The sequence below is a fragment of the Streptomyces sp. NPDC006174 genome (assembly GCF_040614075.1).
In the GTDB taxonomy this organism is placed as follows: Bacteria; Actinomycetota; Actinomycetes; order Streptomycetales; family Streptomycetaceae; genus Streptomyces.
This window is the reverse complement of sequence record NZ_JBEXTJ010000015.1, coordinates 1-13934: the sequence shown is the minus strand read 5'-3', so window position 1 is coordinate 13934 and position 13934 is coordinate 1. Positions and strand designations below refer to the sequence as shown.

Here is a 13934-nt window from a genome sequence, read left to right as displayed (position 1 = left end):
CTCCAACATGAGCTTTTTGTGGTCCGACCTATGAATGGTCCACCGCGACCACGCCACGACCGAAAACGATCCGCGTCCGCGCGCCGTCCTCCGACCACCCGACCTCGACCACCGCCTCACCGCCAGGACCCGGCGGTTGTACGTCCACCACGTCCACGACCGGCTCCAGCGGCCCGGCCTCCGGCTCCGCCGTGAGCGAGGCGAGGGCCACCAGCACCGCGTTCCCCGTCACGTCGGCTGCGGCCAGCCGAGGCAGCACCGCCCAGCGCGTGAACGCCGTACCCTGCGGGGCTCGTACCGCTTCCGGAGCCTTCCAGCCGTGGAGGCCGTACAGCTGGGAGTGGACCGGGCCGCCGGGCTCCGTCGCCCAGCCGGTCAGTTCGGCCCGTGACCCGTCCGGCGCTCCCAGCACCCGGTGGACCCGCAGTTCGTAGCGGCCCCGCGCCACTGTCACGCTCTCCACCCTGAGCCCGGGGACGGTGGAAGGGCCCGACGGGAACACGGGTACGTGCCAGGACCCGGCCCAGCCCCAGTCCTCGCCGTGGCCGGCCCCGAGCGGATGGATGCGGCGCCGGGTGCTGCGTACGCCGTCGACCGTCACCGACAGGTGGTTGTCGGCAGGGTTCGCCGCCGAGGTCGGGCCGGTCACGGTGGAGTAGGCGAGCCGGGCGTAGTGCGGGTCCGTGTCGGCCGCCGATTCGCCTTCGTCCGGGCGGACATGGTCGCTGCCGTGGTTGTGCAGCCGCACCACGCCGTCCGCTCGTGTCGACTGCACCAGGAAACCGGGCGCCGGTACGGAGAGCACCCGGTCGGGGCCCTCGCTCGGGGCCCCCTCCTCCACCGACGTCCATAGAGGGTGTCCGGCGGGAGCCAGCAGCGCGACGAACGCCTTCGACGCCCAATAGGGCGACGCGGGACCGGAATAGGACTGCAGTGTCGCCGGGTGCGGGCCGTGCCAGCCGAGGCTCAGCAGTCCGTCACCGCCGCTCGCGCCCCGCTCCAGGAAGTACCGCAGCGATCCGCTGATCAGCCTGCGGGACACTCCAGGCGTGAGCGGAGTGTGCCCGGAGACCGAGCCCAGGCCCACGGCCGCGCTCGCCGCGAAGCGGTAGGTGAGCGAGCGCCCGAAGTGCAGCGGGGCCCCGTCGCCGCCGAACATCAGCGAGAAGCTCTCCAAGTGCTCGCGCAGCCGCGCCCCGTGGTGCGCCGAGGCCGACGCGCTGTCCTCGCCTGCCATATAGGCGTCGAGCAGGGGATACAGGTGCAGCGCCCAGCCGTTGTAGTGGTCGAAGGCGCGCCCGTCCCCGTCGGCGTACCAGCCGTCGCCGCGGTACCAGCCCTCCAGCAGCTCCAGCGCGCGCTCCCGCGCCCGGGCCGTCTCCGCGTCACCCCGGCCCACCGACTCCAGGAAGCCGGCGACCGTGTACGGGAAGAGGTACCAGTTGTTGCCCGCCGGAAGGTGGCGCAGCGCACCCCGCAGCCACAGCTCCACCCGGTCCCGCACCTCGGCCGACAGCCGGTCCCAGAGCCAGGGCCGGGCCAGCCGCAGCCCGAGCGCGACGGACGCGGACTCCACCATGGGCTGCCCCTGCACATGGTGGTCCAGGATGACCGGCCAGGACTCCGCGTCGTCCCGCCCCGGCGTACGCGTCCCGGACGCGAGCCCCCGCGCGTACCGGTCCAGCCAGCCGTGCGGATCCTTCCCTTCGGCCCCGGCGACCCGGAAGGCGGCCGCCAGGAAGGTCCGCGCGTACCCCTCGAGCCCGTCGGAGCGCACGCCGGAGTGCGACGGTGGCCCGGGCAGGTATAGCAGCGCTCCACCGGGGGTGGCCCACTGCCAGGCGGCGTGCAGCAGTCCGTCGGCGGCGGCCTCCCAGTGCGCTCGCGTGTACCCGGTGTACGGGCTCGACGCCCGGTCCTCCGGAGGCAGTTCGAAGGACGGGGAGCGGAAGGTCGTCATACGGAGAGGCCAGGCCCTTCGTGGTGGACACGGTCGGCATGGCAGATCCTGATCGAGTGATCGCAAGCGGTCAAGAGATCGACTGTGAGCCATCGAAAGCGATCAAACGATCAGTGTTCAACGATGTTGCCGGGACTGCCACATCCACGGACAGGGCCCTGCTGCTCAGGGCAGCAGCAGCCAGTCCGCACCGACAGCCGCCAGCAGACCGGCCCCGAGCAGCCAGCTGCCGAGCCGCGTCCGGCCGTTCCTGCTGAGCTCGATCACCAGGCCGCAGAGGATGAGCGCGAGCCCGTACACGCCGACGACCAGCACCGACGACCGGCTCGCGATGCGCAGGGCGAGGACCACGCCCATCGCCACCATGCCCACGGAGGAGAGGACGACCCGCAGCTGCCGCGCCTGCCGTGGCGTCAGCCTCTTCCCTGCCACGGGCTCGGCCCCGGACCCAACCTCGGACCCGGCCCCGTCCTCGACCCGGCGTTCGGTTTCGGCCGTGTTGTCGGCGTGCTCTGCGTTCCTGGCGTCCTTGCCGCCGTCCTCGTCGTCGTTCATGTCCTCGGCGGGCTCCGCCACCGCGGTCTCGGCTATCGGGGCGCCGGTGTCCCGGTTCCGGCCCTCGCGCTGGTCCCGGTCCTGGTCCTGGTCAGAAGTGCTCATGGAGCCGGATCGTAAGGGATGCGCGGCAGGCCCGTTCCCGGACCCGGTCGTTCCGCCACCGGCGCGGGGCGCGAAGCGTCTCGTCGGCTACCCGAGCAGCCGCGGCGCCTCGGCCGCCGCGTCCACCGAGCGCCCCGCCTCCACGCGGCCCGCCAACTTCCGGGCCCAGTCGACCAGTCCGCCGACCTCGATGCCGTACGGACGGACCTCGCCGTACGAGGTGAGTGCGCCGGCGCCCCGGCGCAGCAGCCGCGCGCCGCCCGCCGTGTTGCCGCGCGCCGCGTGCGTCAGCCCCACGGCCGTCTGCGCCAGCCCTCGCCACAGCTCACGCTCGCGCTCCGGCCCCGACTTCCAGGCGTCCTCGAACACCTCATGGGCGTGGAACGGCATCCCCGCGTCCAGCAGCCGCTGCGCCTCCCGGAGCGTCTCGTCCGGCGTGCGGACGACGCCCTCGGGCTGCCGCTCGACGCCGGATGTTCCGTACGGCAGTGGCCGCCCCAGTCCGTCCCGGGGGCGCGCGTTGCGCGCCCGGCCTTCGGTGTCACGGTCCCTGTGCGTCTCGTTCACTCCTCGATTGTGCCTCGTACCTGCGGGGAATCGGCCGAACCCTGTCGGTGAGCACCCGCGCACGACTAGGCTCGACCGTCGTCACTGCATGCCATTTGGGGAAGGGTGGGCATGAAGCCGTCCCGGCCGTTGTACGAGCGTGAACCGGAACTCGCCGCCGCCGCGAGGGCGGTGGACGATCTGTGCGGAGCCCAGGCCGTCGGCGGGCTCCTGGTCTTCAGCGGGGAGGCGGGGCTCGGGAAGACCGCCCTGCTCGCCGAGATCCGGGCGATGGCCGCCGACCGCTGCACGATCTGGTCCGCCCGGGGCGGCGAGACCGTCACCTCCGTGCCGTTCCACGTCGTACGGCAGTTGTTGCAGCCCGCGCTGGACCAGTTCCCGCCCGACGAGAAGCGGGCCCTGTTCGGCGACTGGTACGACACCACGGCGCCGGCGCTCGGACTGGCCGAGCCCAGCGGCCCGCAGCCCGATCCGCAAGGTGTCCGGGACGGCCTGGACTACGTCGTCGCCCGGCTCGCCTCCCGCCTCAGCCACCGGCCGTTACTGCTGCTGGTCGACGACGCCCACTGGGCGGACGGCGAATCCCTGTCCTGGCTCTCCTCGTTCACCGCCCGCCTCGGTGAACTGCCGCTGCTCGTCGTCCAGGCGTACCGGCCGCAGGAGATGGCCGAACGCAACGCGAGCTACGTCGCCGACCGCGAGGCGGAACGTGGTTCCGACGGCCCGAGCGCGGTCACCCGCGTCGCCCTGCGGGCACTGACCCCGGACGCCACCGCCGAGCTGGCCCGCGCGGCGCTCGGCGAACACGCGGACGATCCGTTCTGCCGCGAGGTCTGGGCCGTCACCGGCGGCAATCCGTACGAGGCGGTCGAGCTGGTCGCCAAGGTGCAGGACCAGGAGCTGGCGCCGGTCGAGGAGTCGGCCGGTCAGCTGCGGGAGCTGGGCGCTTCCGCCCGGGGCAGCGGGCTCGTCGCCCGGCTGGAGCGGCTCGGGACCAACGCCAACCGGTTCGCCTGGGCCGCCGCCGTGCTCGGCACCGACATCTCCCAGGAGCTGGCCGCCACGCTCGCCGGGATGAGTTCGGCGGAGGCCGCGGACTGCACGGCTCGGCTGCGTGACGCCCGTATCGTCAGCGGTTTCGACCCGCTGGAGTTCGTCCACCCGCTGATCGCGACCGCCGTGTACCGCTCGATCCCGCCGGCCACCCGCACCGCGATGCACGGCCGCGCCGCCTGGGCCATCACCCGGGCCGGCCTCGGTGCCGCGGCCGCCTCCCGGCACCTGCTGGAGGTCCACCCGGACGACGACCAGGAACTGGTCGCCCAGCTCCGCGAAGCCGCCGGCCAGCACCTCGCCGTCGGCGCCCCCGAAGCGGCCAGGCGCTGTCTGGAGCGCGCCCTGGAGGAGCCGCCGCGCCCGAAGGACCGCGCCGTCCTGCTGTACGAACTCGGCTGCGCGACCCTGCTCAGCTCCCCGCCCACCACCGTCCAGCACCTGCGGGCGGCCCTGGACATGCCCGGCCTCGACGACGGCCTGCGGGTCGACGCCACGTTCCGGCTCGCCGCCGCGCTCGCCCACAACAACCAGCTCAAGGACGCGGCGCTCTCGCTGGCCGCCGAGGCTGCCCGTACGGCACCGGGCCCCGGCCTGATGCGACTCCAGGCCGCGCACTTCATGTGGGAGGGCATGCAGGCCACCGAGGACGATGGCCCGGCCCGCTCCCGCCGCCTCACCCGCAACGCCGACCACCTCAAGGGCCGCGACAACGCGGAGCGGGCGCTGCTCACCCTGCGGGCCTTCGACGCCATGCTGCGTGGCGAGAACGCCCAGCTCATCGTCGACCTCTGCGAACGCGCCCTGATCGACGGCAGCCCCGCCCGGGGCCTGGGCTGGACCGACTCCGAGTGGGGCTTCGAACTGCCCACCATGGTCGGCATCACGTACACCTTCACCGACCAGCTCGACCGGGCCGAGAGCCTCTTCGGCGAAGCGGTGCGGGCCTTCGAGATCTCCGGCTGGAGCGGCGCCCACCTGGCGTTCGCGCACACTCTGCTCGGCATGGTCCACCGTCGGCGCGGCCGTCTCGCGGAGGCCGAGGGCTTCCTGCGCGAAGGGCTCCGCCTCGCCGACCGTGTCGGCTCCGGCCTGCCGGTCCACTGGGACGCGGCGTGCCTGCTCATCGACACCTTGCTGGCCCGTGGCCGTACGGCGGAAGCCCGCAAGATCGCCGACCGCTACCACTTCGGACCGCCCTATCCCAGCGCCATGGTGCTGCCGGACGGCCCGTGCATCCTCGGTCGCCTGCTGCTGGCCGAAGGCCGTAAGGAGGAAGCGATCGCCGAACTCGAGGCGGCGGGCGCGGCCCTGGAGCCGCGCGAACGCTTCAACGGCATCTGGGCACCGTGGGCCGGCGACCTCGCCCGCGCTCTGGCGGACGACGATCCGGCCCGTGCGGCCCACCTGGCGACCCGCGCCCGGGTGCACGCCGAGCGGTTCGGCACGGACACCGCCATCGGCGAAGCCCTGCGCTGCGTCTCGCTCTTCGCACCGCCTCACGAGGCGGAGCAGCTCCTCGCCGACGCCGTCCGCCACCTGGAGCGGTCCTCCTCCGCCTACGAGCACGCGCTCGCCCGCGTCGACTACGGCATCGCGATCGGCTCCCACCGCGAACTGGCCCGGGCCCAGAAGCAGGCCATGGCCTGCGGAGCCGAAGGCCTGGCGGCCCGCGCCCAGCGGGCACGGACGTCGATCCGGTCCACGGAGTGAGGTAATGTTTGTCCTGCGCGACCGCCCCGGGAAACCGGGCGGAGACGCATCGGGACGTGGCGCAGCTTGGTAGCGCACTTGACTGGGGGTCAAGGGGTCGCAGGTTCAAATCCTGTCGTCCCGACTGGAGACAGTCGCAGATCAGGGCCGGTTTCGGAGAAATCCGAGACCGGCCCTTGATCATTTTTGGGGACCAGTTGGGGACCAGCTGGAGGTCCGGCGTCCCTGACCGGGTCAGCGGGTCATGACGACGGGGCCCGGCAGTGAGCGTGGTGCGCGCAGCGCGCTGAAGTGGGCCGAGAGCGCCGCCCCGGCTGCCGTGATCTTCGGACGTCCGGGTGCAGGTAGCGCTGGGTGGTGGTCAGTGAACCGTGGCCGGCGATCCTGCGGAGCACGTGTACCGGGACCCCGGCGTCGGCGAACCAGGTCAGCGCAGTGTGCCGGAGGTCGTGGCGGCGCAGATGTTCGTAGCCGAGCTTGGTGACCACGTCGTCCCAGTAGGTGGCGTCGCGCAGGACGGCGGTGGAGATGCGCCCGCCTCGCGGGCCTGTGAACAGGCGGGCGTCCGGATTGGGGCTGGCGGACAGGATGCGTTGCGCGACGAGGGGGCGGATCTCCTCGACGATGGGAACTTTGCGGGCTCGCTTGCCCTTGGTGCCCTTGTCGGTCAGCCCGCCGGGGGCGGGTGTGGTCTGACGCCGCACGGTCCAGATCCACTGGGTGGTGTCGATGTCTCCGACGCGGCAGCCGGAGATCTCGCCGATCCGTGCGGCGGTGCACGCGGCGAAGATGACCACGTCTCCCCAGCCGCGGTACTCGTCGTGGGAGGCGGCCACGAGTGCGTCGGCCAGTGTGACGAGTGTTTCCCAGTCGGGCAGGGCGAGCGCGCGCGGGTCGAGGAGTTCGTCCTCGGCCTGCTTGTAGAGCTTCTGCCAGCCGGTCACCCGGGCGGGGTTCACCTTGATGATGCCGTCGCGGACTGCCTGCTCCATGACGCGGACCAGGACGGCGATGGTGTGGGGCGGCGAGGTGTGGCTGAATCCTGAAACGCGGATGTCGAGTCACTGGTGCTCGGCCGATGCCATGCGGGACCGTGGGGAACTGATGATCGACGACGACTCCTTGGCTGCCGTCGGCAGCGAGCCGGCGGTGCCGACCAACCTCCGGACGCCCTATGGCGAGTGGTCTGTCGCCCGTGTGTCAGACCACTTGGCGCGCGCTCTGCCGGGAACGCGACCACCCTCCGTGAAGAGACAAGTTCGGCGAGCAGCGTGGCGTGGGGGAGGGCTGGGCGGGGCAGAGACCCGGCCGCAATCTCGGTTGGTCGGGTCGCGGTAGTGCGCGAGATATATCCGTTGCGTAAGCCTCAGGGACTGGTGTCCGGGCTCGCCGTTCGACGAAGGTTCGTGCGGGGGCGTCGATGACGGGTGCGGCCTGCTGCTTGGTACCAGGAGGCGGCGAGTACAACAGCGAGTGCGGCTTCCACCACGTCGCCGCCGTAGTACATGACCTGTGCGCCGGTCTGCACGTCTGCGGGGGCAAAAGCGGTACCGGGCGGCGGAGTGGCGTAGAGAGCCTTGGCGAGTACGGCGTGCGCGGCGCCGGCGGCGAGCAGCGTCGCCCCGCGTAGGGGAAGGTTGCGCCGGTGGCGTACCGGGTCCAGTTGGCAGATGGAGAAGGTGAAGAGCAGCCCGACGGCCAGGACGTGCGCGTGCATGAGGGCGTGCCCCAGGGGATGGTGCTGTACGGCCGCGAAGAGTTCCGTGCGGTAGAGCAGCCAAAGCCCTCCGAGATCCAGCAGAGCTGCCACCGGAGGAAAGACCAACCAGGCGGCGGGGCGCGAGTGCATCAGTGTCAGGAGGCTGCGGCGTGCTGTGCCGGGAGGCAGTACGCGTAGGGCCAGCGTGAAGGGTCGGGCCAGGACGAGCAACAGCGGAGCCACCATGCCCAGGATCAGGTGCTCCGTCATGTGGGCGGTGAACGGTTCTCCCGGCAGTGGGCTCACCGCGATCCATGCCACACCGGCGCTTCCGGCGATGAAGGAAATCGTGCGCCATCGGGGCCAGGCGTCCCCGCGCCGCAGCAGCCGGCTTGCGGCCCAGTAATAGGCGATGGCTGCCGCCATCCCGGCCAGCGCCAGTCCGTGGGCGAACAGGCCAAGGTCGGCGGAGACCGGATGGGCATGCACGGCCATCAATCCGCTGATCCTGTTAGACCTGACCGCCTGGCGCGAAGACCCAGCAGCAGACCGGTCACGACCAGGGCCAGACCGCCGATGTTCCACGCCCAGTCATAAGGGGTGATGTCCACGCCGTAACGGATCTGATGCAGCCGAAGGAGTTTGTGATCGACGATCCCGTCGAAAACCTGGAAGATCCCGAGACCGAGGAAGAAGCCGGCCCAAGCGTAGGCAGGAGCGAGGGTGCCGGAGCGCCGGAGATCTGCGTAGAGGAAGAACCCGGCGATCAGTGCCAGGAGCTCGGCGGTGTGCAGCAACCCGTCGGACATGAGCCCCACACCGCTGGTGGAACGGTCGTAGAAGTGATGCCACCCCAGAATCTGATGGAAGACGATCTCGTCGACAGCCGCCATCACCGCCACCCCGATGACCCCGCACACCACCATCGACCGTCGAGGTTCAGGGTTCCCTTGCTGTCCGAGGTGCCGATTTTCCGATGCATCCATGAAGGCCGCCTCCCGATAGAAACGGCGTGCGCCGCCCGGTACGCCTACCCGATCGCGTGGCCATGAGCCGCTGGACCCGGCATTCGGGTGAACCACCGGAGACCGTTTCCCGTGAGGCGATCCTTCCAGGTCAGCGGCGATGCTCCGCAAGCCCGTCCCCGGAGCCTTGAGGTGGCTCCGGTAGGGCTGCGGAGTCGTCGGCGCATCGGCGAAGTTCGCCGCCGAGGACCTACTCGGCGTTCTTCTGCGTCAGGCTGTCGTAGCCGAGCTGCATGGTGTCAGCCAGAGCCAGGGCGGTCAGTCCCCCTGTCACGACGCGTGTGGCCTTGGGCCACAGCAGGTGAGCGCCGGTGAAGGTGGTCGTCAGCCAGACGCTGAGGCAGAACGGGCAGGTGAGCAGCTCGCCCACGGTCGACCTGATGGGGCCTCCGCGTGGGCCTTCTTGCACTTCGGCTGGGCCAGTCGCTTCCTCGTATCGGGTGAACGGCGCCCGCAGCGGGCTCGTGACGGACCCCTTGCTGAGCAACCGACCAAGGCGGAACACGGCCGCCGCGGTGACTACGACATCGGTCGGCCGGTGATGTCCGGGGAGTTCAGCCTTCCGCATGCTGATCGCCGTGCCCCAGGCAGCGGTGTACGCGCCGAACGCGACAAGGGCCCCGAGATGACCGGCGAGCCGGCGCTCCTCCTCCGGCGAGTAATTCCTGCCCACCCGTCGGAACGCTTTGCCCATTCTGTTCAGGCGCGTGTCGTGCTTGTGCGTGTCATGCTCCACGGCAAGGACCTCCATTGGGCGCAAGTGGGCGGCGGCCTGAAGCCGCTGGAGAATGCGGGATGCTGGCGGCCTGGTGCTTGTCAGTCACGCGACAGTATTCTCGGAGGTGCGGAGCTCGAAGGCGGTGAGGTACGGCGGAGTCAGGAGCTGAGGCCGTTCGAGCGGAAATGGCACCGGTCTCCAGGGCAGCGCACGCAGCCGTCTGCAAGCGGCTCGCGGGACGGGGAAGAGGGCCCGCCTCCCGTAGAACCCACGTTGCGATCCCGATGTGCGGACGGACGATCTCCGCGAAAGAGCACCCGGGCATCAGCCGGCGAGCGCGAAGGCACTGGCAACGTCGGCACGCCCCAGCTGGCGGCGGGCGGTGGCCAGAGCGGCGTCGATGTCCCGGGTACCGGTGGACACGCACAGAGTGTACGTGACGTCTTCCAACCGCTGGCGTGCTTCGGGCGAGCCGTTCTCAGCGTGCAAGATGTGCAACGTCTCGTACTGCTCGATGAGATTCTTCAGCACCAGGGGGTGGGCCATCAGCATCGGCTTTCTCCTTACTCTGACCAGGGGATATGCATCCCGTGCCGTGCATCTGCCCCGGCACGCGCGAAGATAACCGCACGGTCCGGGGCATCGGCGAGGGGACTGCTGGATCAGTCGGTGGACAGGGCCTGGATCAGGTCGCCGACCTTCGGGTCGGGCAGCGCGCGGGCCACGTCGGCCTGGGCGACCACACCCACCAGGTCGTGACCGTCGATCACCGGCAGCCGTCGGACCTTGTGCTGGGTCATCGTGCGCAGGATCTCCTCCGCGTCGTCGTCCGCGCCGATCGTGACCGCTTCGCCCTGCGCCAGGTTACCGGCCGGACAGGTGGCCGGGTCCTTGCCCTCGCCCAGGACCTTCACCACGATGTCGCGGTCGGTGAGCATGCCCTTGAGCTTGTTGTCCTCACCGCAGATCGGCAACGCTCCGACCCCGAGGTCTTTCATCTTGCGCGCCGCGTCCAGCACCGTCTCCCGGGCCTGGACGCACTCCGCGCCGCCAGTCATGATGTCGCGTGCCTTCGTCATCACACACTCCTTCCACTCGTGAGGTGCCGGTACTTCGGCATACCAGGATCGGCACCACACGTGTTCCCGACAGCCGCCAGCAGTAACAAGAATATGGGCAGGACAACTCTCTTCCGGAGCTGACGAGAGCCCATACAGACCGCGGCCCCCGATGAGGGCGCGTCGACGGAAAGCAGCTGAAGAGAGCGACCCGGGGAATGAGAGGGCCTGACGCTTTCCGGGTTATGACACGTACATACAGGTGTGTTGCAAGTGTGCGTGCCATAATCCGGGGCACAAACGCAGTCGGAGGAAAACACTCGTGCGGGGTTGCTGTGTGTCGACCCGCGGCCCAACGTCGCGCCCAGTACTTCTCAGCGATGGTGACCGCCGGTCGCCCAGTTGCTGCGCGACGCGGTGCTGTGGGCGCACCGGACGCAGTTGCAGCGACGGGCCACGGTCGGAACGGGCGGCCGAGCGAGCTCGGATCGCCGCCGCCCACCTGGCCGACCTGTACCGCAAACATATCGGGCGAGCATTCCATTTCGGATCGCCAAGATCCCTTCCGCCCGCAGTACCCGTCAGCGAGCCGTTCGCCAGCAGACTGGAAGCACACACCTGGACGCTCGCGGAGACGCTGCCGGGCCGGGGCACCACGTGGAGCTGTTCACGGCTCCCGGCTCTCGAGCCTTCGGAGTACGGAACTCTCCGCGCATCGGCCGGTGCTGAGCGGCGCCGCCCGCGCGGACCTCGGCATGCCCGACACCCTGTGGACGGCCGAGCACCACGCCGACAAACGGCTCATGCTGGATCTAACCGAGACGGCCGAGAGCGGCCCCCTTCTCCGGGACCGGTCGGCCCGACCAGACGACGTAAAGCCCGCCCGGGCCGGAGGCCCATAGGTAGGTGTCGACGCTGTTGCGGACACCATGACCGGCCGGTACACCCAATTGCACGAGGAGCTCATCGCGTGATCGGCATCTACGTCCGCCAGCAGGCGAGTATGCAATTCAATGCTTGTGAGGACGATTCCGCCCTGGTGGAGCGTCGACGATGTGAAAGGTGACTCCCGTGGCTCGAACGGCGCTCATCGTGATCGACATGCTGAACACCTACGAACACGAGGACGCCGACGCCCTCGTGTCCTCAGTCCGCAAGGCACTGCCCGGTATGGAGGAGCTCCTCCGGCGCGCCCGGGCGTCCGGCGCCCCGGTCATCTATGTCAACGACAACTTCGGCCGGTGGCGCTCCCACCACGGCGAGATCCTCCAGGCCGCGCTCACCGGACGCCATCCCGACCTGGTCAAGCCCATCGCCCCCGACGACGAGTCCCTCTTCGTCGTCAAGGCCCGCCACTCCGCGTTCTACGAAACTCCCCTGGCCTATCTTCTCGGGCAACTGGAGGCTCGGCGGGTGGTCCTGTGCGGGCAGGTCACCGAGCAGTGCGTCCTCTACTCTGCCCTGGACGCCCACATCCGCCATATCGAGGTCAGCATCATCCCCGAAGCTGTCGCTCACATCGACGCCGACCTCGCCGACGCGGCCCTGCGCATGATGGAGCGCAACATGTCCGCGCACGTCTGCTCCCTGGACGCCCTCACCTTCAACGACCCCGACGAGTGAATCGACCCGCACCTCGGACGTGGTGGGCCAGTCATCCAAGGCTGCCTCATCGAGGATTTCTGGGTCACCTCGGGACCGGGTGATCACGGTGAAAGCTCGATTTGGCGAGAGTAGAGCTGTGCATCATCGAGGGACGGCACGGTGGATCTTTCCTGCCGGCGGAGACGCCGATGCCGCAGGTGATCGGGCAGGTGAGCCAAGAGTGACGCTCCCTCACTTCGCCCGGTCAGGATCCTTCCGTCCCGTCAGACTTCTGGGAAGAAACGCTCCCCATGGGTGCGAGTACGGAGGATAACGGGATGGGCGTGACCGAGCGCGGCAGGGCCGACCGTGCTGCTCCGGACGAGATGGGGCTGAGTGGGACAGACCACGGCGGCCAGCGCGCACGCGCGGTGGCGGGGGCCGGCCGGGCGGGCGGCGGACCGATGACGAGCAGCGGTGAGACGAGGGGACGACACGCGCGGTGCCGCGGCACGTAGCCTGGGTGATGGACGGTAACGGCCGCTGGCGCAGCTTCGTTCGCTTCCCCGCATAGCGGGTCATCGGGCTTCGGAGAGCACGGTCATCGACATCATCGAGACCGCCTGGGCTTCCGGCGTGGAATGGCTCAGCCTGTATGCCTCCTCTACCGAGAACTGCAACCGCCCTGGTTCCGAGGTCGACTAGCTGATGCGCCTCGTGCGTCGGGTTGCGCGCAAACACGCGCCGCTGTTGCTCGCCCGATGTATCCGCTGCCGCTTCCTCGGAGCTGCGGACCCTCGCATTCCCCGGGAACTGGCGCGGGACTTCGACGATCTGGCGACGCTGACCGCCGGGCCCGACTTCCGGGCCCCCGACTTCCTCGCCTGCCTGCATACCTACCAGCGCCGCGATCGCCGCTTCGGCGGTGTGCCATCCCAGACGAACGGAAGCCTGTCATGACGACTGGAACCACAGGAACGGCCGAGAAGGCATCTCTGTTCGGGCCGGAATCACAGTTTCGTGCCTTCTTCGATGACCCGCGTTGGGCGCTGGCCATGAGCCGTGCCACCATGCTGGAGGCCGCCCATCCGCAGGTCGGCGTCGCCCTCGCCGACAACTCCGCCTTCGTCACCCATCCCTGGCGACGGTCACCTCGACTGGCCTGACCTCGCCGCCATGGCACGCGAACTGGCCACCCGCCTCGACCTGGACGAACCCGAGGAAACGCGACTGTACGACGCCTTCGCCGCCTGGTGGCGCGAGCTCCAGGCAGCCCTCGACACCGACGGCGACGGCCGCGTCAGCGCCGACGAGTACGCGGCAGCCGTCCCCTCCCTCGCCGGGCCCGCGCTCATCCGCGTTGCCGAGGTCCTTCTCGACGCCACCGACAAGGCCGGCACGGCACCATCGACGCGGACGAGCACCGATCACCCTTCCGCACCGCCTTCCACCGCGACCTCACCGTCCCCGACGCCACCTATGGCCGCAGCACCTTCGTGGGCGACTTCACCGCCTTCATATCAGGCCGACGCGCGAACACTCCGTATGACTCCCTGCTCGCCAACGCTTGACGAACCCGTGGAACGCGCCGCCACCAGGCCCCTCTACTCCGCCCGGAAACGTTGCAGAACATCAAGCCGAGCTGGCCACTGGTGCAGGCCCAAGGGATCCGTGCCCTCCCTGGACAAGACGAACGACTGCGGGGCGCGAAGTGGTACGTGCGGCGTCTGTTCCTGCTGGCCCGGCGGTGTGTCCAGTTCGGCAGCTTTCTCCGACGAGCGCGGGCGGGGGGGGGGGCCCGGACGGGGGGGGGGCCCCCCCCCGGCCCCCCGGGGGGGGGTGGTGGGGGGGGGTTTTTGGGGGACCCCCCCCCCGGGGCGCCGGGGTGGGTTTTGGT

Annotated in this window: 11 protein-coding genes, 1 tRNA gene and 3 pseudogenes; 6 read left to right on the top strand and 9 right to left on the bottom strand. The window is 70.1% G+C overall.

The features are described from left to right. Positions 1-28: 28 nt before the first annotated feature. From ABZ267_RS28400 to ABZ267_RS28390, 3 genes are all read right to left on the bottom strand, one after another. On the bottom strand, positions 29-1960 hold the full coding sequence (locus ABZ267_RS28400) for a DUF2264 domain-containing protein (RefSeq protein WP_356752398.1): 1932 nt from the start codon (positions 1958-1960) through the stop codon (positions 29-31). Between the two features lie 165 nt (positions 1961-2125). Further along, positions 2126-2620, bottom strand: coding sequence for a hypothetical protein (locus ABZ267_RS28395; protein WP_356752396.1), 495 nt, complete (start codon positions 2618-2620; stop codon positions 2126-2128). 87 nt (positions 2621-2707) lie between these two features. Further along, complete coding sequence (locus ABZ267_RS28390) at positions 2708-3187, bottom strand: DUF309 domain-containing protein (protein ID WP_356752394.1); 480 nt, start codon at positions 3185-3187, stop codon at positions 2708-2710. A gap of 111 nt (positions 3188-3298) precedes the next feature. Between ABZ267_RS28390 and ABZ267_RS28385 the strand changes: the two genes are divergently transcribed. Further along, positions 3299-5953, top strand: a complete 2655-nt coding sequence (locus ABZ267_RS28385; protein WP_356752392.1) for an AAA family ATPase — start codon at positions 3299-3301, stop codon at positions 5951-5953. A gap of 50 nt (positions 5954-6003) precedes the next feature. Next, positions 6004-6077: transfer RNA gene (locus ABZ267_RS28380), tRNA-Pro, on the top strand. Between the two features lie 110 nt (positions 6078-6187). On the opposite strand, the pseudogene ABZ267_RS28375 reads toward ABZ267_RS28380, so the two are convergent. From ABZ267_RS28375 to ABZ267_RS28350, 6 genes and pseudogenes are all read right to left on the bottom strand, one after another. Further along, a pseudogene (locus ABZ267_RS28375) lies at positions 6188-6972 on the bottom strand (site-specific integrase); the annotation flags it as partial. Between the two features lie 347 nt (positions 6973-7319). Then, entirely contained in the window at positions 7320-8147 is an 828-nt protein-coding gene (locus ABZ267_RS28370; protein ID WP_356752390.1) for a cytochrome c oxidase assembly protein, read from the bottom strand. Continuing rightward, entirely contained in the window at positions 8147-8638 is a 492-nt protein-coding gene (locus ABZ267_RS28365; RefSeq protein ID WP_356752388.1) for a DUF2243 domain-containing protein, read from the bottom strand. Before ABZ267_RS28365 ends, ABZ267_RS28370 begins: the two co-directional genes overlap by 1 nt. 229 nt (positions 8639-8867) lie before the next feature. Continuing rightward, complete coding sequence (locus ABZ267_RS28360) at positions 8868-9413, bottom strand: DUF1360 domain-containing protein (protein ID WP_356752386.1); 546 nt, start codon at positions 9411-9413, stop codon at positions 8868-8870. Between the two features lie 306 nt (positions 9414-9719). Continuing rightward, positions 9720-9947, bottom strand: a complete 228-nt coding sequence (locus ABZ267_RS28355; RefSeq protein ID WP_356752384.1) for a DUF5133 domain-containing protein — start codon at positions 9945-9947, stop codon at positions 9720-9722. 110 nt (positions 9948-10057) lie between these two features. Then, positions 10058-10474 carry a CBS domain-containing protein gene (locus ABZ267_RS28350; protein ID WP_356752382.1) on the bottom strand — a complete coding sequence of 139 codons (417 nt, stop codon included), beginning with the start codon at positions 10472-10474 and terminating at the stop codon, positions 10058-10060. 1050 nt (positions 10475-11524) lie between these two features. Here ABZ267_RS28350 and ABZ267_RS28345 point away from each other — a divergent pair. The 4 genes and pseudogenes from ABZ267_RS28345 to ABZ267_RS28330 form a co-directional block, all read left to right on the top strand. Continuing rightward, positions 11525-12076, top strand: coding sequence for an isochorismatase family cysteine hydrolase (locus ABZ267_RS28345; RefSeq protein ID WP_356363721.1), 552 nt, complete (start codon positions 11525-11527; stop codon positions 12074-12076). Positions 12077-12381: 305 nt separating this feature from the next. Beyond that, positions 12382-12997 (top strand): annotated as a pseudogene (locus ABZ267_RS28340) (undecaprenyl diphosphate synthase family protein). After that, a complete protein-coding gene (locus ABZ267_RS28335; protein WP_356899732.1) occupies positions 12994-13203 on the top strand; it encodes an oxygenase MpaB family protein in 210 nt (69 codons plus the stop codon). The pseudogene ABZ267_RS28340 and the gene ABZ267_RS28335 overlap by 4 nt, the downstream one beginning before the upstream one ends. Continuing rightward, positions 13178-13608: pseudogene (locus ABZ267_RS28330) on the top strand (EF-hand domain-containing protein); the annotation flags it as partial. The gene ABZ267_RS28335 and the pseudogene ABZ267_RS28330, both read left to right, overlap by 26 nt. Positions 13609-13934: the final 326 nt, after the last annotated feature.